Origin of the sequence: Psychrobacter sp. Arc9 (assembly GCF_041431295.1) — a bacterium.
Classification (GTDB): Bacteria; Pseudomonadota; Gammaproteobacteria; order Pseudomonadales; family Moraxellaceae; genus Psychrobacter.
The window spans coordinates 215,425-235,173 of sequence record NZ_JASMRK010000001.1 but is presented as its reverse complement, the minus strand read 5'-3'; the positions used below and the strand labels follow the sequence as shown (position 1 = coordinate 235,173).

Here is a 19,749-nt window from a genome sequence, read left to right as displayed (position 1 = left end):
CAAACATTTACTCGATAAATAAATATAAAGAGGACATCATGGTAAGTAAAAGTGCAAGCGACGAGACCAATGATACTGGTAAAGATATTCATACCGAAGTATCAAATAAATCTAGCGGACACGTGCCAAGCCCTGAACATACCGAAGGTAAGAACAAAAAAGAAAAGATAGAGCAGACTCACGAGCAAGTGACTGATGATGTCATGCATCATCCTGACTTAGTGAATCCGCTCGATGACACACGAATCGATATTAAGTCTGGCTTTACCAAAGACTCTCGTCGTCTAAAAAGTGACGACCATGAGTATGAGTATGATGCCGTTGTTTTAGGGGCGGGGCCTGCTGGTGAAGCCGCTGCTATGAAGCTGACTAAATCTGGTAAAAGAGTTGTCGTCGTCGATCCACGTGATCAAGTAGGGGGTAACTCTACTCACGTCGGTACGATTCCAAGTAAAGCACTACGCCAATCTGTATTTAACTTGATTAACTTCCGCCGCGATCCAATGTTTACCAAGGCGATGGAATATAAGCAAGTACCGCTAAATGAAGTATTGGCCAAGGCGCGTCAAGTTATCCGTCGTCAAGTCAGTACCCATACACGTTTTTATGAGCGCAACCGTATTGAAGTCATTCAAGGTTGGGCAAGTTTTATTGACGCACATACGCTACGTATTGAAGTCGATGAAAATGTGTACGAAACCATCACTTTCAATAAAGCCATCATTACTGTCGGTAGTCGTCCTTACCGTCCTGAGATTTTAGACTTTAACCATCCACGCGTTTTTGACTCTGACAAAATCTTGCAAATGGATTATGTAGTCAAAAAAATCATCATTTATGGTGCAGGGGTGATTGGCTGTGAGTATGCATCTATCTTTACTGGTCTTGGCTACAAAGTTGATCTAATCAATAACCAAAATCAGTTGCTCAATTACTTAGACAGCGAAATCAGTGATGCCATCGCGCATGACTTTAGACAGTTCGGTGTACTTATCCGTAGTAACGAAGAGATTGATCATCTAGAAACTCATGATGATTATGTAGTCTTGCACCTAAAGAGCGGCAAGCGCATCAAATCTGATGCCATTCTTTGGTCAAATGGTCGCTCAGGTAACACCGAAGGCTTGAACTTAGAAGCCATTGGGTTAAAAGCAAACGGCCGCGGTCAGCTAAAAGTAGATGATACTTACTGTACGGACGTCGACAATATCTATGCTGCTGGTGACGTAATCGGTTGGCCATCACTAGCCTCTGCTGCCTACGACCAAGGTCGCTGTGCTGCCGCATTTATGGTTGGTGATAGTGATGCTGAGCCAGTATCTAGTGTACCGACGGGTATCTATACGATTCCTGAAATCTCTTGTATCGGTAAGACAGAGCAAGAGCTCACGGATGAAAAAGTCCCATATGAAGTGGGTCAGGCGTTCTTTAAACATCTGGCACGTGCCCAAATTATCGGTGAACGTTCGGGCGTATTAAAAATATTGTTCCATCGTGATACGTTAGAAATTCTAGGTATCCATTGCTACGGTAACCATGCTTCAGAGATTATTCATATCGGTCAAGCAGTGATGAAGTGCAAGAGCAACAATACACTTGAGTACTTTGTAAATACGACTTTCAACTATCCAACGATGGCAGAAGCGTATCGTGTGGCAGCATTGAACGGTTTGAACCGAGTCTTTTAAACCACCGCTATTTATATCGTATAAATAAAAAAGCGCCTGCACTATTAATAATATAGTAGCAGGCGCTTTTTTATGCTCATAGATTTAATTAATTTGAGGATTTATAAATAGGCTTTTCTTTGCGGAGTACGCTTTCGTAAAAATAGCAATAAAACAAAATAGAGCAACCATAAGCCAGCTAATGCGTAATATCCTATAGCGACTTGAGAGACACTGGCACCCATTTGATTAAGCTGCACAGAGGTATTGATTGCAGGCGTGGTCGGTACCAGCCAACGTATTACTTGTAATACTTGAGGCAATTGGTCTGCTGGCCAAGGGTAGCCGCTTAAGAAGAATATTGGTAAGGAGATAAAAATTAATATTTGCATACTGCGCTCACGCTGCCGGAACCATAATCCGAGCACGCAGCCGAGCGTTGCGACTGTCGGACAAAATAGTGCCAAAAATAGCAGCGTACCAAGCATGTTTTGTCCGCGTGGATAATGATGTAGCTCAAACGCCCACCCATAATAAAAGCAGCCAACGATAAAACTAAGTGAGCTCAAAGCCCCAATACGTCCCAACCAGCCACGTACACTCGTACTGTGACGGCGCTGCTCATACCATGTGCCAATCAGCATCGCAGTCGCCATCAAAAGTGTCTGCTGTAAAATAATAACAGAGACAGCAGGTACGACATAAGCACCATAGCCCTCGGTTTGGTTATACAGTGGCATAATTCGTAATGGCACAGCTTGTGTATTCTGTGCTGCAGTCGGTGCATAGGCGCCCTTAGCAATGCTTTTCTTTACCTTGATGCCTGCGGATACCGTACCTACTGCTTGAGAAAATCCCAATTGGACGTTTTTATTTAAAATAAAATAACCGCCATTACCCAGTACGCTAACGTGTGCTTGTTCTCCGGACTGAACTTGTTCTTCGAGACCAGCTGGAATCACCATATAGCCTGCAATTTGATCTGACCATATGGCTTCTTTGGCCGCCTGCTCATTGATAAATCGTTCAGTATCTAGGTATGGACTAGCACTCGCATAGCGAACAAGAGTACGCGATAAGTTGCTGTTGTCATGATCAATGATACCTACTGGCACATGATTGACCACCTCAGACGAGTAAGGCCAAGGATAGAAAAACCCATAGATAATAGGGGCAATAATCAACATCAAAAGTACGCCTTTATCGCCAAAGACGTCTTTGAAAGTTTGAATAAAGCTGCTCCAAAAACTGTGTGATGCCGGAGTGTCGGTTGATGTAGCTTTTGAGTGTGTATTATTTGATTGTGCAGACATTAGCGTGCTCCCCAACGTTCAGGATGCGCCAATGCGCGTTTGGTTAATAGTGCCGCAAGTATTAGCGCTATTATGGCTGCAAGCATGAGGCCATAGACGATAGGTAGCGATATGGCGATCGGTGCTTGCATTTGTAACTGTGCAATATGGAGTTTGAGATAATGCGTTAGCGGCAGGGCATTTGACCAATATTGCGCGCTATCACTAATCGCAATATAAGGAAAAGTAACACCGGCAAAGGCGTAAGAAGGCGCTGAAATAAATCCAGTAGTCGATAGACCCATACGTAATGAAAAAGAATTCAAAGTAAAAATAGCACCCAGCCAAAACGACAATACCATTAGGCACAGAAACCCAGCATAGACTGCCATAAGAGACATGATGTTGATATTCTGATTGGACGTTGCTAGCCACAATATCAACGCTGACCACAAGCTATATGCCAGTATAGGCCAAAAATATTTACCCAATAAACCAAATACTAAAACTGATAGGCTGACCGAATTGGGCATTTTTGCATTCGATGATGCTTTGTTATAGCTGCTATTTTGTTTGGTTGATAGCGAAGCTGTCGTTTTTGAGGCTTTAGATAAAGTTAGACTAGGTTTGCCTGTATCAATAAAACGGTACCAGCGACCGATATTCTTATCACGTAACTCGCGGCCAATCGTGGTCGCGCCAATGACCATTGCCAATATATGTAACAAGGCAGGTATGACGGTCGATGCCAAAAACTGCTGATAATTGGTTGCAGCATTGAATAAGCTAATACGCTGCACACTGATAGGCGCATAAGCCGTCATCGCTTGTGATGGCGCTACGCCTTGTTTGATCAATCGCTTAATCTCTACACCTGCGGATAATGTACTAGCGACTGCTTGGACACCTGCCTGAATAATACCAGAGTGCGTACCGTACTGTGCATTGACTTGTAAAGTCAACGGAGCAGGCTGGCTCGATAATATATTACGAGAAAAATCCTCTGGGATAATGACCACAGCATAAATATCGCGCTGTAAAATGGCAGCCTCTGCATCCGCTTGGGAGTAATACAGCTGTCTGACTGTCAAAGTAGGACTGGCCTCTAAGTAACGGACGGCAGTATTGGCAACAGCGCTGTTGTCTTGATCGATGACTCCGATAGGCAAATCGGTAATTTGAGTCTGTGAAAATATCCACCATATTAGCAGCACCGTTGCCAGTGGTATCCATACCACCATGCTAAAGTCCCAGTGATTTTTTGCCAAAAAACGGCGCTCATAGGCTGCACTGCGTAAAAAAGCCTCACTTAACTTAGTCAAGTGCATGGCTTACTCTTGGTTCTGATTGACAGGAGTAGGGTTGATACGTACGACCACGCTCATACCTGAGCGGATACGAGCATCGGGCTTAGATGGTCGTGCCTTTACCTCAAAAGTACGCACATCAAAACCATCATCGTTATTGGTCGGACGCCAAGTGGCAAAGTCTGATAGGGTCGATGTCGCATAGACGGTAAACTGTTTTGTATAAGGTTTATCCGCTGATGACAGCGCTGGGATAGTACCGGTAAATGTCTGACCAATAGCAAATTGATTTAAATAAGACTCAGTGACGTTAAGTACTACCCATTGGTCAGTGGTATCCACCAACGTCAGGAGCGGAACCCCTTGACCGATGACTTCTCCAGCACTCACAATGACATTATCGACGATACCAGCAATAGGACTTCTTAGGTTCGCTTCCTCTTTTGCTACTAGCGCTTCATCGAGTTTTGCATCGACCTGTGCGACTTGTGCAGTGGCCGCTGACTTATCTTCAGTACGTGCGCCTTCTAGCGCCAAATCATATTGTAAGCGGGCTGCTTCGGTTTGGTCTTGAGTAGCAAGATATTGAGCATACGCCTCATCGCGCTTTTGTCGCGCCATCAACCCTTCTTCGTAAAGGCGATTGACACGTTGATAGGTGTTTTCTGCCAAGTCAGACGCGGCTTTATTGGCTTGCCAAGCGGCTTTTGCTTGGGCGATTTCTTGCGGGCGAGCACCATTTTCTGCTTTGTCTAATTGGCTTTGCGCGATTTGCTTACCAGCACGTGCTTGATTAATCTTGGCATTAATCTCAGGCGAATCCATCTCAACCAATTGCTGACCTGCTGTTACCGTATCACCTTCTGTTACCATAATTTGAGCAATACGCCCTGGTACTTTTGCAGCGATCGACGTTTGCTGCATTTGCATTTGCCCTTGTAGCGTAATAACTTCTGGCTCGCTATGCGCATTACTTTTGTATAAGCCGTACGCAATCGTACCAAGGACAATCAGTATGAATAGGGCAAGTAGTGCTTTTTTCATACGCGCAGATTTGTCAGTTTTAGAGGCCCTACGATTATAAGTAGGTGTCGGTTGCTCTGGTTCAATATCAGACACGTCTTCTACAGGATCGACTGAGTTTTGTGTATCTTGAGAAGTCACTGACTCGGTTGCATCAGCTGATTTATTTGAGTCGTCTGATTCGCGTGGTAATTCTGTCATGACAATGAGATTCCTAAAGCAACAAAGTTGAAAATAAAGGGTTTATTACTAGTACACTCGAAACGCATAAGGCTTGGCGTTGTCTATGGCTTCAGAATTGAAAATAGCACCAAGAGCGACGATAAATGCTGAATAATAGAGCCATAGCATAATGACCACAGCAGCTGAAAGCGCGCCAAACTCAGCACTATAGTTATTAAAATTTTGCACATAAATTGAAAATAAGATGGACAATATAATCCATAAAACCGTTGCCAGCGCAGCGCCCGGCATTAGTTTTTTGAGGGCAACAGCATCACGATTTGGGGCTAGACGATAAAGACCCAAAAAGCTTAAGAATATGATACCTGTCAATATGGGCCACCTGCTCCAAAGCGCAATCGTCTTTGCTATCTGAGGGAAAGGGAAGTAGGCGGCTCCCAAGGGAATAATCGCGATAGAAGAGACTGCGATAATCAATACGACTACTGCTGCAAAGGTCAAACCAACTGCGCGAATCGTGCTTTGTACAAAACTACGCTCTTGAGTGATATGAAACGCAAGATTAATAAGAATAATTAAAGATTTGATACCTTTGGAGCCCGCATAAAGTGCGAGCAAGGACGATATAAGCAAGCTGAAAGTCAGGGCAGACGTGGTTGTAGAAACCAACTCGCTCAGACGGGAGTTGAGCACTTCATATACTGTATCAGGTATAAACTGACTCAAAAGCGCGATTTGCTCTTGCATCTCAGCAGGAGAAAACGCAAGACCATAAAGCAGGACAAACACAGCCATTACGGGAAAAATTGATAAGAATCCAAAGAAACCTACACTTGCACAATGCGCCCAAACATTAGAGTTATTGGCAATACGCCACGTTTCTAGTAACGTCTGTAGCCAGTTTTTTATCGATTTAGAGGTCAATTTTTTCATAAAAGCAGCTGTTCGTAATAGGGTTGGTAATAGTATTTTCGATATCGGCTTTATGGTAATACAAAGCGTTTATCAGCACGACTTATGGTTTCTCACATCAAATCATTGCTCAGTATATAAAGTAGGCAATTGAATGTCAGCGGCATTGAGATAAGCATTAAAAGCAAGTGGCGTACCACAGCTTTGCATAAGGGCAGCCAGTGACTGTACATAGTCATTAGCAGCCTGTGCTTGCTCGGTACGTGCCTTCAGCGATTGCGTTTGTGCTTGCACTACGTCAACGGTGGTATTTACACCTTCTTGTAATCCTAAGCGTCGTAGTCGTAATACTTCTGCTGCCAAATCAACATTACTTTGTAATGCTTGATAGCGTGATTGAGCATTATTGACATCGTGCCAGTTTTTTTCTACCAGTAGCAATAAATTGTCACTAACTTCAATCTCAGAGAGATCGGCCTGACGTATTTTGGCACTACTGGATGCTAGCGATGCGGCTTTATCGAGTCCGCCCCATAGTTTCCAACTGGCAGATATACCAGCGACCCAGCTTGGATCTTTCTCTACCTGACCATAACCGTATAGTAATACCGTAGGTTTGTAGCCCGTATCTGATAGCGCATGTAACTGCTGAGCCTGTGCCCGCTTGGCTGCAACTTTTTGCAGTCCGGGATGGTTGTTTAGTGCCAAGTCCTGAAAATAGCTCACATCTGGTAGAGGGCGACTAGAGACAAACAATGGCGTGGTCGGTTTAATACGGTAGTCGGTACGTAGTAGACGCTGTAGCGCAATCATGGCTAGGCGCGCGTCATTATTCGCATTGACGGATTCACTCTTGGCATCCGCAAGCGCTGACTGTGCTTCTAGTCTATCGACACGTGAGATAAAACCTTCTTCAAACAGACGCTCGGCCATATGGTCGGTCTGTTGCAATGTATCGTAAGCGTCTTCTCGTAAGTAAGCAGCGATAATCGCTAGCTGTGCCTTAAAATAACGCTCAATTAACGTATTATAAAGCTCATTTTTATCCAGTACGCTATCAGCCATCGCTTCTTGTGTACGTGCATCCGAGGCGCCAGTCAATGCGTCTGTACGCCCAGCAGTATAAATAGGCCAAACGACACCAAGACCTGCACCCGACGTAGAGCCTGAGCGCTTGAAGTTATAAGAGTCGGGAATACGCTCACCGACCAGCTCACCAAAGTCTGGTAGGTCTGCTGTAGGAGGGACTATGTTATCTACGCCATTGTTTACTTCGTTGACGATACCGCTTCTGAGAGAAGATAAATCTATATCCTCATCTAAATGATAGGCACTGGCAGATACTCGAGCAAATACGAGCGGATTGTCGATAGTTCTGAGCGCGTCAGTTTGGTATTCGCTAGCAGCAATCGCTGCTTGATTGGCAGCAATTTTAGGTGATACTTGTACCAGCAGCTTTTGCGCTTGCTCTAAACTCAAAAAGCTTGAGACGTCTAGTGCGTAGCTGTTATCGACTGTTTTATGTGTAATAGGGTCCACAAGCGTAGACAGTGCCTGCGACTCAACGTTTTGAGGGTTTGGTACTGTATGAAAAGGCGCGACAGCTGGTTTATCATTCTCAGTCAGACTATTAGCATCTATGATTTGTGTCACAGCCACTGGTGTAACATCATCTGACACTTCTATACTGTCAGCGTCAGTGCTTGCGTAAGTCATGACAGGCACGCTCATGACTGCAACTGTCATCATAGCAGTCGGTAGCGCTGATAAAATGAATTTCATAAGTCACATAAGCCATTAATTAGAATGTAAGGTATTATAAAATAAGGAACAGCACCGATAGGTTTCATTGCTCAGGATATAAAGTTGCTGAACTATTATAGACTATTTGCTAGCTAGCGAAAGAATGATGCTTAAATAAATCATTCATATTCTAATATAAAAATACGTCTATATTAAAAGTGCTAACAAGCGGTTATTCGTCATAAGAGGTACACTGTAGAGCCACAATGGTGACGGGTCAATGCTCAGTATTTTGCCGTTTTCTATTGTGCGACCAGTAGCGGTATGATAGAGGATTGATTTAATTTTTAAATATCTGTTTATAAGTAACAACATAGCCAACAAGACGTTTTCAATTCAAGCAATTTATTTTTAGTTAGATTTTGTTTTTAATCTCATTATGAAAAATTTAGGCAGTAATTAACAAATAGAAAATGCTCAATCAGTCAATGAATAGTCACTAAATGGCTATCAAACAGAATAAACAATATTAGCAGAGGATGTGTCATGGCAGGGTATATTTTAGCGTTGGATCAAGGGACCACATCGAGTCGAGCGATATTGTACGATGATCATGCGCGTCCTATCAAAATGGTACAACAGCCAACGACGCTGCAAACACCAAGAGCTGGATTCGTTGAACAAGATGCACAGCAGATCTGGCAAACTCAGATTAGCTGTGCACATGATGTTATTAATCGGGCAGGGTTGCTTGCCACTGACGTTACCAGTATCGCGATTACCAATCAGCGTGAGTCGATTGTGATGTGGGATAAGCAAACTGGTAAGCCACTGGCTCCCGCCATCATTTGGCAAGATAGGCGTACCGCAAATTACTGTAAGACGCTTGCTGCTGAAAGCGCTAGCAATAGTATGAATGACCCTGTGCATCAGAGCATTGAGAGCGTCAACATGGCACATGAAGTTCAGCGTATTACAGGCCTGCGTTTAGACCCGTATTTTAGTGCCAGTAAGATCGCTTGGTTGCTCGAAAACAATCCGAAACTTAGTGTACGAGCCAGCAAAGGTGAGATAGCGGTCGGTACCATTGATAGTTGGCTGATTTATAAGCTCACAGGCGGGGAGCATGTCATCGATGTGACCAATGCTTCTCGTACATTGTTATTCGATATCCATAAGCTGGCATGGTCAGAGACACTTTGTGACCGATTTACTATACCTATGAATATATTGCCTAAAGTACTATCGTCCGACGGTGATTTTGGCAAAACCAAAAAAGGTCTGTTTGCAAAGCAAATACCCATTCAAGCAGTATTGGGTGATCAGCAAGCAGCGCTCTTTGGGCAAGGTTGTCTTGATGCAGGCATGGCTAAGAACACTTACGGTACAGGCTGTTTTATGCTGATGAATATTGGCCAACAGCCAAAATTGAGTGAGCATAAACTGCTAACCACCATCGCATGGCAACGTAAAACCTCACCAATTCGTCCAGACAATTTGTCATTTGATCAAATCGTACAGTCAGGCAAACGCATGCTACAACCGCCCAAAAAGGAAGTCACTTATGCTCTAGAGGGCAGTGTCTTTATGGCAGGGGCTATCGTTCAATGGCTACGTGATAATTTGGGTATGATTCAGCAGAGTAGTGACGTCGAGGACCTAGCCCGTCAAGTAAACAGTAGCGAAGATGTTGTTCTATTACCTGCTTTTACTGGATTGGGCGCGCCTTACTGGCGTTCGGATATTAGCGCTAGCATCACTGGTATGAGCCGCGGCACTACTAAGGCCCATATTGCTCGCGCTGCATTGGAGGCCGTTGCCTATCAAACCTATGATGTACTTATCGCTATGCAAAAGGACAGCCCTCATCCTTTGACTGAGCTGAGAGTAGATGGTGGCGCTGCAAATAATGATTTACTCATGCAGTTCCAAGCAGATTTGTTGGGTGTTCCGGTATTACGTCCTAGAGATACAGAGATTACGGCAAAGGGCGCGGCACTACTCGCAGGTCTGAAAACTGGGCTATATGATGAATCGACAATGAAAGCTTCATGGCAGGTAGATCGCGTGTTTGAACCAAGTATGTCGGCTGATACTCGTGAGCGACATCTTGCTAAATGGCAACAAGCTATCAAAAGGTCTCTAATGCCGTTATAAGATTGATTTACTTAGTAAATTTATTGTGATAGTACATTTATAATTACTCAAAGTATGAGGCTGCCGTACACAAATGTGATAAAGATACAGGCTGTAACGCAAGATAATCGCAATACGGACACAGTTTACAAAATCGGCCTATCTGTCCTTACCTATAAATTTCTATACTTCAATTGGATTTAGTAAGACCGCTAATAATTAGCAAATAAATAATTCAATAAATAATAAATAATTTAAGGACAATACTATGAGTAACCATGATGCTATCGATCGCAGTGAAGTAAAACATATGTCAAAAGAGACAAAAGAAGATTTAAACGCAGACATCATTACCGGTGAGCCAGGTTCACATCCAGTAGGGACAGGTATTGGCGGTGTAGGCGGTGCAGCGGCAGGTGCAGCTATCGGCACAATGGCAGGTCCATTAGGTACGCTAATTGGTGGTGCTATTGGTGCTATCGTTGGTGGCGGCGCAGGTCATGCAGCAGCAGAAGCTATTGATCCAACGCATGAAGAAGCGTACTGGCGTGCAGAATACGCGAACGCCGATTACTTTAAAGAAGGGTATGACTTCGATCGCGATATGCACCCAGCTTATGCAGTAGGTTACGCAAACCGTGCTCGTTATCCAGTAGATGCACGTTTTGAAGATCATGAGGCAGATTTAGAGCGCTCATGGCACGAAGTGAAGGGTGAGTCTCGTATGGAATGGAACGAAGCGCGTCAAGCATCACGTGATGCATGGCACCGTGTATCATAATAAACGATAGGTAGTACATGGAGCTGTATGTTAGATATCCTAGTAAACGTGCGGATTAGTAATTGGCTAGTATATGAGATTACTATTTTATTGCACAATACAGCTCGATTGTTTTCTCGGCTCTATTAATAGAGTTACCTATCTACATATATGTTATTTTAAAACTTCCAAAGTTTAGCTTTGGGAGTTTTTTTAGGCATAAAATTTGCAACGTATACATATACGTGAATATTATGTACTATAATAATGAGAACGATGGGGAATATATGAGTAATAACACTGAAGGTCATAAACAGTTTTATATCGCAACGGCAAACCTGCTGAACCTTGCGAACCCTAATCGAACTTATTATGAAAATGTGCCAGCTTATAATGATAGAACCTACGAACATAAGCTGCGAGGTCTTACAGATTTATTGGCTAAAGCGCATGCTGACATTATCGCAGTACAAGAGGTTTGGGATAGTGATGCATTAGAGGCGCTGGCTGTTTCACTAGGTTTCAAGCCCGAGCATGCGGTCATTCCACTTGCAAGTAATGATAGCGCGAGTATATATACCAAAGGCATGGGTGCACAGAATACACCTGCTGTCGGTATTATCAGCAGATTTGAGCAGTTAGAAACCAGTTTGCTAGAAGATATAGCACCAAAAGCCATTATTGATGTACCTGATATCGGTCCCTATCAACGCTTCAACCGTCCTCCATTAGTGTTACGTGTTGACGCCTACGGGCAGCCCATTACAATTATTACAGCGCACCTAAAAAGCAAACGTGCTTTTTTCTTACGCGACGAAAATGGTGACCTATTAGAAGACATGGACGATCCAAATATTCGAGTTCGCGCCAAGCTTCGTAGTTTATGTATGCGCGCGGCAGAAGCGGCCTCTATCCGTATGTCTATTATAGAGCGATTGCAACATACCCGTGAACCATTGATCCTATTGGGCGATATGAATGATGTTACAGGTAGCGTGACTACTCAGTTGATGACAGAAACTGGGGAAGTTAATTATGATAAAAGTATGCGTGATGTCGCACTTTTTGATGCTGCTCGTATTCAAGCACGATATGGCTGGATGAAGGATGTTGCCTATACCCATATATATCAAGGTATGCCAGAAGTTATTGACCAGTTGTTTGTCTCAGAAGAGTTCTTGCCTGATAGTAAGTTTTCGCTCGGTTATGTCGAACGAGTTGATTATTTTAATGATCATTTGAAGTGGGACTATGCCGATAGAGTCACTGATCATGGTATTATAAGGGCGAAAATAAAACTCAATGATTAACTTTATAAAATTAGACGGTTAGCTCTATTAAATTGCTGATCGTAGTATTGTTTTTTAACCTATTCATGTCCCTTGCTTGATAATGTACAAGCGTTTATGATGCCTTTGCATTGAACATAGTAGTGACCATACAGGCTTTATATTTTAGCTGACAGTCATCATCCTTTATTTGAGGATAAATACTATTCAATGAAGATTATATTTATAAAATAGGGCGCAACATTAAGAGATTCACAATGAGTGATAACAAAGACGAAAAGATTGAAGATGTGTTGGTAGATTCGGAATTGGCAAAAAAGCTTGTACCTAATAAGTTTAAGTTTACTAGCCAACAAGGCCGTGCACGTCGTCAAAAACTATTGGCTGGTGCCAAAAAATTGAGCGAAACGCATGCTATTAACGATATTACGTTAGCAGCTGTGTGTGAAGAAGCGGGCATACCAAGAGCTTCTGCTTACCATTTTTTCCCTAATATTGAAGCAATCTTTTTAGCATTGCGTTTTTTGAATGCGATTGAAATATTAGAGATGGTAGAGACCGTCGATATTGGTAACTATGATAGATGGCAAGGGTATCTAACGGCGCTTATCGATCGTTGTATTACCATATTCCATAACGATGAGACAAAAGCCAAGCTTATCTATGACACCAATACACCTGATTTTGAAGGTGACAGTTTTGGTGAAGATATGGATCATCAAATTGTTGATCTGGTCTATAAGCGTTTGTCAGAGCGTTATGAGATGCCAAACTTCCATGATATCCAAGATACCTTGTTGATTGCTTATAGCATCGTAAATGCTATCTTTACGTTGTCTTATCGCCGTCATCAGAGTATTACTGAAGAGTATATCCAAGAAGCAAATACAGCATTTATTGCTTATTTACGTTGTTACCTACCAGAAAAGCTACCACGTAAAAACCGCTAATTGAGCTTACTTTAAACATAAAAAAGCCGACAAATATGTCGGCTTTTTCTCGTCTAATTTTTAGCATAAGATTAGAAATAATAGAGATTAATATCTCTAATAAAACAGCTATTTTTTAACGATTAGATGTCAAATCTTGTCCACGGCAAATATCATCGCTCGCGTCTAAAGGCGAGTACTGCTTATGATAACTGACTATTGACTTCTCTAGCGCTACATTGGTCTGTGAGTCATTTGCATTGACGTAAGCTTCGCGAGCTTGTTCAATCCAGCGATCAGCCATGCGAAAATGCATACCAGATTCGCGCCAGCCTCGAGCGCATTGATTGGTTGCAGCCCAAATTAAAGCCACTTCACTAAATGCCATCTCACGTGGTGCTGACGCTATGCCATCACCATCTTTAAGTGCGCTTAAAGTTGCCCATAGATCAGGACGCATTAGAGCAGAGGTAGACGGAATATCTTGATGCAAGCCCAAGTCTTGTACCGTGTCATTATCTAGCGCTTGCAATATAGGCTCTGCCATTTCTAACGCAACTTGACCCGCGGATGAGCGGCTATTCATACTGTCTTGATGAATAGCATAGTTCAACCACGCTTGCGCTTTATATGCGAAATACTGTTGAGCTACTGTCTTGTCTTTTTGTTGATAAGGTTTTAACTGCGTTACCATACAATTTAATAGGCGCTGCTGTTCGCTTTGATATCTATAAGAGCGTGTTTGAGTCTGACTATCATCGCGGCAATATTCACCCATGCTAGTTGAGTTAGCTACTTGGACAGTCTCACTCTTAGCTAAAGCTGGCTGCATAAAGGTTAACGAAAATAAAGCTGACAGTGTAACGCATACTGAGCGCTTGAAAGGTGCTGCTTTGATGGCTGAATCAAACATGGTGTAAACCTTATGTTAAGGTAATAAACGTTGGTATTATTTACCATTACTAGGGCTGACTTAATTGTTTACTGAATGACAAAATAATTTGTCATAAGACAATCATGATACTGTCATAAGATTGTACTTACGACAGTGTCATTAGTATCAATCAATTAAAATGCAGAATTGCTGCTCAGACGTTGGTTCTTACGTGGGTCTTCACGTTTGAATAAGTCTTCATCAAACTTAAAGCGCAATCTAAAGTAAGCACCTTGCTGAGTACTGTCGTCATAAGCAATATCTTCATCTTCAAAGCCCATGAAGTTATAACCAAGTGATAACCAAAGATTGGTCATTGGGCTATAACCCACTTCTGCACCAAGCATATAAGCCAAGTCATTTGCTTGATCATTCCAATAAGTACCTGCTTGTAAACCAATATCCCAGCGCTCACTGATGTCATAAAGACCGCGGCCATAAACAGCGTGAGCCGTATTATTACTAGTTAAGCTATCTGCTTCGTATTCTGTATACTTACCAGCATACCGTCCAGACAACGTCAACGGACGCGTAGGATGGTAATTACCATTCCATGACCAAATCATGGTGTCTTTTTGGTAAGCGTCATCGCCAGTATTATTATCATCCAAACGATATTCGAATTTTGCAAGCATATCTAACTGATTGCTATCGTAGTCACGATATGCAGCACCTAGCTGAAAACGATTGATAGTGCGATCGCCATCACTATAGTCAGTGCGTGAGTAGATGTCTTTGGCTAAGAAGGTAACCTCATCAGTATAGCGATAGGCGATACCAGCACTACCAAGTAGCGTATCACTTGTTTCACCCCAACGTTTTTCAAAACGTCCTGATGCTTTATAATTCTCTTTTGCAAGATATTCAACACCGATACCTGCCGCTGTTGCAGTGTTACTTTCTTCACCTTCCAGAGATTCAACACGCTCAAATAAAGTGTTTAAGGTTAAACCTTCTTGAACATACCACTTGTTTTTTAGACCAATAGCTGCTTCTGCCTCACGTGCACTAATGGCATCGCGCATGCGGTATTCGCTATAAACCTTACCATCTTTCATGTAAGTCGCGTCAAAACCAATAGTGGTACGTTGGCGCTCATCTGTATCATCAAGACCATAAGTACCAGACAGGCTATTAATCAAATCATGACGAGCATATAGACGACCCAAGTCCCCAAGTGCTGTCTCACCGCCGATAGAAGTCGCATTACGTGAGCTGTTTTCGATATCTTGCTCATACTCTGCAAATACCAAGCTATTATTCAACTTAGGTAGACGAGAGGTAATACGAGCGCGAACAGTCGTGCCTTCAATATCTTCTTCAGCGTTACTAACGCTGCTTAATGCTGACTGATTGATGATGTCATCATTAAACAAAGTGTCGTCTGTAATATCTACAACGTCTGTCGCGGCTTGAGTATTACGTGAGGCAGCAGTCGCGTCTTGTTTGTAATAACGAACCCCAATTTCACCAACGATGTTTTCGCTTAAACGATGCTCAACGCTTGCTTGCACGCCTTCGCGGCTAGCGTCAGTAGTATGCTCTTCTGTGCGTATGCCTTCTAACTTAAGAGCAGTCTGCTTATCATTTAGAGTATGAGTAACCTCTACACCAGATTCAGTACGTCCAGCAGTAAGCGGTGATGCACCAGTGGCAAAACCTTCATCAGCATCATTATAATAAGCTTTGGCAAGCGTATTTTTCTTATTATCAAAATCAAGCTCAATACGTAGTGCGTTACCTTCAACATCACTATCAGTCAATTCTGTCGCGTTGATTTGATTACTTGACTGAAAATTTGGGTTCTCAGCTTTGTTCATCGCATATTCTGCGACCAGCTTTAGCTTATTATTGAATTTAACAACACTATTAACACTAGCCAACTCTTCTTTGTTCAATGGGTCATCGCTATTCACATAGCTACCACCGATGGCGACTTTATCCGTTAGTTGCTGCTTCGCGGCAATACCACCGACCAAATAATCTTCACCGCCTTCATCAACTTCTACAGTGACACGGATATAGATAGGATTGCCTTCGATATCCTGACTAGCAATTGGTGCCGTCAAGAATAAGCTACGGCTGATAGGGTCGATCTCATAATCAGCAAAGCGAGTAAGCGTCTCACGATTGATAATCAACCCAGGGTTGTTGGCATCACGAGTAATAACTTCAACCGTTTCAGAGTTTTCTAATACCGCATCGAAGTTCTCAGCCAATGGATATGGGCCTGAAATGCCCAAACCGCGAGTCTCATTTACACGTTGGCTAGTACTGGTCTCTGCTAAAAAGGCAGTAACACGAGTATTGCTATCTTCAAATTGAGCTTTTAGACCAGTTAATGTACGGTTGTATTGACCAAGTTTGATACCTTCGTCATCATCAATCTGAGTTTTCAAATCACCATACATAGCGAACGAGCGACCTTTATCAAGGCGCACGTAAAGCTTGCTAGTAGATTGCGCATCGAAGCCTTTGGCTGATGAATCGCCATAGACAGGGTAATATTCGCCCGGCTCGATATCACGGAACAAACGCTCGCCTTTTTTATCACTATCATATGCAAGCGTTAGCAGATAGTCGCCGCGTACTTTTCCTTTGAGGAACATCGCAGCACGACCAGAAGCTGTGTAATCATCATTACCAGCAAAGTCATTTAGCTCTTGCTCAAATGCACCTTGAGCATCGGTGATGCTGCTGCCGTCAAAGTCTTTTAGTGAAATAGCACCTTCTACAATACCAACAGCAAGTAGTGGACGTAGTTGAGCAGTAAACTGTAACGGAATGATTTGTTTGCTGCTACCTGTGTCAATTACTAGCTCGCCCTTACCTGGTACGCTAGGTGCAGTTACGGGTATTAACAGCTCACCACCAGAAACAGTAATTTGAGTGCCGGCCTTGTCTTGGCTACCATCCTTTAGGTTGATACGGCCGATATTGGTATCGATAGTAATCGGCGTAGAGGCGACATAAGGACGACCATCACGATCCTTTAGGCTGATGACGATTTGATATTCACTCATGCCATCGGCTGGGACTAAGCTATCTTGAGTACGATAGTCAATCGCTTGCAAGCTATCTGGCGTCAAGACGTTGATCGTCTGTTCAGAGATGACTTTGCCATTGACGTCAGTTGCCACACCGCGCAAGGTGTTCTTGCCGCGCTGTAAATCAACAGCATAGTAATCGAAAGCTACAACACTCTGCTTTTTCTGCTCAGCAGTTTTACCGATTTGCTGCTCTGATACGGCTTTGCCATTAGCATAAAGGGTAAAGCTGCTGCCTAGTGGTGCCTGAACTTGGACCATTTGTTTATAAGTGCTAAGCTGCTGACCTTCATTTAAGTTAATGAAGGTAACATCGTTATTAGCCACTTCTTTTAAGTATTCTTCAAGCTCTTTTTCTACTGGTGGAGCAACAGTGGTTACCGTCATATCAACACGATTGGCGGCTGGATTGATTATCTCATTGACGATAGCAGAGTCACAGTTGCTACCCAGATCTAAGTCGCCATTGATGTTGCAGCCACTGGCGTCTACATTATCATCGTAGTCACGATTGTAGTCAGGATCTAGGGTTAGCTCGGTTTTTACTGCTTGCTCAAGGCTACCATTCTTAGCGCTTACTGATTTGCTACGAGCGACAAGCTCCGTATTCAAACGCTCAGTGCTATCGCCCATACCGACCACGATACCGAAATCGGCACGATGTAATTCGCCATATTTTAAGTCAACGAAACGGCTGCCAGCATCACCAGCATTGCGATTACTTTGGGTGACCATCTCGGTTGAGTGAGGGATGGTGGTGCGGTCAACTTTTAAGACGTGAGTTTTGGCACTGACACCATAGAAGTTATACTTACCTTCAGGATCAGTCACGACAAAGTTACCGTTTTCCATGTAGATACGCACGCCTGCAACGCCAAGTTCGCCATCTTCTTTTTGTTGAATGCCGTCACGGTTGATATCGTGGTAGACCTTACCGATGATGATGCCATCAGTATTCATGACGCCGCGCTCTACTTCAATCTTCCACTGTGCTTCTCTTGAAACTAAGCTTTTACCTTGTTCATTGCTAGCAACGGCAGTCGCGCGGTTGATGCCATCACCGCCTAATGATGAAGCACCGATTAAGACACGATACGTGATTTTTTTACTTTCGCCATTTGCCATATTACCTAAATTTAGCACCTGATATTTACCATCAGCTTTAAACTCAGTGGTTTGCGCTTGGTCGATATTGATATCAGTAGTTTGGTTGACACGTACACTACCATCTACATAAGCAAAACCACGTGGTAGGGCGTCTTTTAGTTGCACATCGTAAGCGGTAGAGTTGCCACTATTGGTGATATTAATGGTGTAGCTAACATAATCACCAAATTCAGCGCTTTTAACGTCGCTTTCTTTGGTGACGACTAAGCTTGGGCTATCATCGACGATATTGATTTGTGTATCTAAGTCATCGATACGTACGGTGAAGTCACCTTCGCTTGGTAGCTGCTCAGCGCCAGTGCCGACAGAAGGCGCGATACAGGCGTCTAGACTTGCAGTCAACGTATCATTTGCTAGAGTCTGAATAAATTTGTCATTGACAGCGTTGGCATTGTTTTGTGTTGGTGCTGATAGCTGATATTTACCAGTACTATTGCCCGTCTCAATCGCTTTCAATGCGTATTTGTCACCCGTCAACAAAGAGGTAATCGTGACCCATACTTGATCTGGCTTATCTAGTTGAACGTTACACTGCGCATAGCTGGCATCGATATAGACATTTTCATCGATTTGCGAGGTGGTTTTGTTTTCGTCAAACTTAAGCGTTGTAAATTTGATTTCAGGCTCAACGATGATCAGTCTATCAATCGCGTTGACACTCGATACGGATGGGTCTTCTAGAACGACAGCGCCAATTTTAATATCTGCAGTATCGCCACTTTTGCCGTTAACATCTGATAAGGCTTGCACGATAAACTGGATACTTTCACTGTGTCCAAGTTTGATTTGTGCGCTTAAATTATCGAAAATAACTTCAGTATCACCACTATCAACGACGCCGTTTTTATTTAAATCTTGATAGACTTTTAAGTTTGAGAGCGTTGGCGATACAGCCAATGTTAGCTCAACAGTCTGGTTGCTATAGCTGGTATTGCTTAGGACGTTTACCCAGTTGACCAAGGCGTTAGGCATAACGGTGAGTAACGGCTGTTGAGTGAGTTTAATACCGTATTCAGGAAGGTCTGAGGCTTTGACTTGTACTTGGTTTGAGGTGCTAGATATTGTGACGTCAGTCTGGTTATTGACGTTATAATTAGCATTTGCAGTATTGTTAATGATTTGCAGATTAGGGTTTGCTGCATCAGCTGCAATCGCGATATTTGATTGCATAAGCAACATTGCCAATGACAGCGCAGAGATCTTTGCTGAACACAATGCAGTACGATTAGACGGTGTCATGGTAGATAGAGTCATATGTCGCTTATCCAATAAAATATCAGTGAGGGTAAGGGTAGAGATTCTCTAGCTTGTCTAATTTAAAATAACTAGGTCAAGCTAGAGGAGTCCTACAAGCATCGTT

The 19,749-nt window shown here is 43.0% G+C and carries 12 protein-coding genes; 5 read left to right on the top strand and 7 right to left on the bottom strand.

What is annotated here, in order from left to right:
- The first annotated feature begins 38 nt into the window (after positions 1 to 38).
- Positions 39 to 1,688 (top strand): Si-specific NAD(P)(+) transhydrogenase, encoded by a 1,650-nt coding sequence (gene sthA, locus QO187_RS00910; protein WP_102094896.1) that lies wholly within the window; start codon positions 39 to 41, stop codon positions 1,686 to 1,688.
- Between the two features lie 101 nt (positions 1,689 to 1,789).
- Here sthA and QO187_RS00905 read toward each other — a convergent pair whose 3' ends face one another.
- From QO187_RS00905 to QO187_RS00885, 5 genes are all read right to left on the bottom strand, one after another.
- Entirely contained in the window at positions 1,790 to 2,980 is a 1,191-nt protein-coding gene (locus QO187_RS00905) for an ABC transporter permease (protein WP_102094895.1), read from the bottom strand.
- A complete protein-coding gene (locus tag QO187_RS00900) occupies positions 2,980 to 4,287 on the bottom strand; it encodes an ABC transporter permease (RefSeq protein ID WP_102094894.1) in 1,308 nt (435 codons plus the stop codon). The genes QO187_RS00905 and QO187_RS00900 overlap by 1 nt, the downstream gene beginning before the upstream one ends.
- A 3-nt stretch (positions 4,288 to 4,290) precedes the next feature.
- On the bottom strand, positions 4,291 to 5,490 hold the full coding sequence (locus QO187_RS00895; RefSeq protein WP_102094893.1) for an HlyD family secretion protein: 1,200 nt from the start codon (positions 5,488 to 5,490) through the stop codon (positions 4,291 to 4,293).
- A gap of 48 nt (positions 5,491 to 5,538) precedes the next feature.
- Positions 5,539 to 6,405: a YihY/virulence factor BrkB family protein gene (locus tag QO187_RS00890; RefSeq protein WP_102094892.1), complete on the bottom strand. Its 867-nt coding sequence runs from the start codon at positions 6,403 to 6,405 to the stop codon at positions 5,539 to 5,541.
- 102 nt (positions 6,406 to 6,507) lie between these two features.
- Entirely contained in the window at positions 6,508 to 8,166 is a 1,659-nt protein-coding gene (locus QO187_RS00885; RefSeq protein ID WP_102094891.1) for a TolC family protein, read from the bottom strand.
- Between the two features lie 507 nt (positions 8,167 to 8,673).
- Here QO187_RS00885 and glpK point away from each other — a divergent pair.
- From glpK to QO187_RS00865, 4 genes are all read left to right on the top strand, one after another.
- Entirely contained in the window at positions 8,674 to 10,284 is a 1,611-nt protein-coding gene (glpK, locus tag QO187_RS00880) for a glycerol kinase GlpK (protein ID WP_102094890.1), read from the top strand.
- A 247-nt stretch (positions 10,285 to 10,531) separates the two neighbouring features.
- Entirely contained in the window at positions 10,532 to 11,044 is a 513-nt protein-coding gene (locus QO187_RS00875) for a hypothetical protein (protein ID WP_371546688.1), read from the top strand.
- Positions 11,045 to 11,310: 266 nt separating this feature from the next.
- Positions 11,311 to 12,333 carry an endonuclease/exonuclease/phosphatase family protein gene (locus tag QO187_RS00870; RefSeq protein ID WP_102094888.1) on the top strand — a complete coding sequence of 341 codons (1,023 nt, stop codon included), beginning with the start codon at positions 11,311 to 11,313 and terminating at the stop codon, positions 12,331 to 12,333.
- Between the two features lie 236 nt (positions 12,334 to 12,569).
- The gene (locus tag QO187_RS00865) at positions 12,570 to 13,262 is read left to right on the top strand and encodes a TetR/AcrR family transcriptional regulator (protein WP_057759404.1); all 693 of its coding nucleotides are present in this window, start codon (positions 12,570 to 12,572) and stop codon (positions 13,260 to 13,262) included.
- 115 nt (positions 13,263 to 13,377) lie between these two features.
- Here the strand turns inward: QO187_RS00865 and QO187_RS00860 are convergent, their stop codons facing one another.
- Positions 13,378 to 14,154, bottom strand: coding sequence for a hypothetical protein (locus tag QO187_RS00860; RefSeq protein WP_102094887.1), 777 nt, complete (start codon positions 14,152 to 14,154; stop codon positions 13,378 to 13,380).
- Between the two features lie 155 nt (positions 14,155 to 14,309).
- Positions 14,310 to 19,643 carry an SdrD B-like domain-containing protein gene (locus QO187_RS00855; protein ID WP_102094886.1) on the bottom strand — a complete coding sequence of 1,778 codons (5,334 nt, stop codon included), beginning with the start codon at positions 19,641 to 19,643 and terminating at the stop codon, positions 14,310 to 14,312.
- Between the last annotated feature and the right edge of the window lie 106 nt (positions 19,644 to 19,749).

Excerpts from the sequence above, each read along its gene's own strand:
- sthA (WP_102094896.1), top strand. The coding sequence starts at position 39 with ATGGTAAGTAAAAGTGCAAGCGACGAGACCAATGATACTGGTAAAGAT.
- QO187_RS00905 (WP_102094895.1), bottom strand. The coding sequence starts at position 2,980 with ATGTCTGCACAATCAAATAATACACACTCAAAAGCTACATCAACCGAC.
- QO187_RS00900 (WP_102094894.1), bottom strand. The coding sequence starts at position 4,287 with ATGCACTTGACTAAGTTAAGTGAGGCTTTTTTACGCAGTGCAGCCTAT.
- QO187_RS00895 (WP_102094893.1), bottom strand. The coding sequence starts at position 5,490 with ATGACAGAATTACCACGCGAATCAGACGACTCAAATAAATCAGCTGAT.
- QO187_RS00890 (WP_102094892.1), bottom strand. The coding sequence starts at position 6,405 with ATGAAAAAATTGACCTCTAAATCGATAAAAAACTGGCTACAGACGTTA.
- QO187_RS00885 (WP_102094891.1), bottom strand. The coding sequence starts at position 8,166 with ATGAAATTCATTTTATCAGCGCTACCGACTGCTATGATGACAGTTGCA.
- glpK (WP_102094890.1), top strand. The coding sequence starts at position 8,674 with ATGGCAGGGTATATTTTAGCGTTGGATCAAGGGACCACATCGAGTCGA.
- QO187_RS00875 (WP_371546688.1), top strand. The coding sequence starts at position 10,532 with ATGAGTAACCATGATGCTATCGATCGCAGTGAAGTAAAACATATGTCA.
- QO187_RS00870 (WP_102094888.1), top strand. The coding sequence starts at position 11,311 with ATGAGTAATAACACTGAAGGTCATAAACAGTTTTATATCGCAACGGCA.
- QO187_RS00865 (WP_057759404.1), top strand. The coding sequence starts at position 12,570 with ATGAGTGATAACAAAGACGAAAAGATTGAAGATGTGTTGGTAGATTCG.
- QO187_RS00860 (WP_102094887.1), bottom strand. The coding sequence starts at position 14,154 with ATGTTTGATTCAGCCATCAAAGCAGCACCTTTCAAGCGCTCAGTATGC.
- QO187_RS00855 (WP_102094886.1), bottom strand. The coding sequence starts at position 19,643 with ATGACTCTATCTACCATGACACCGTCTAATCGTACTGCATTGTGTTCA.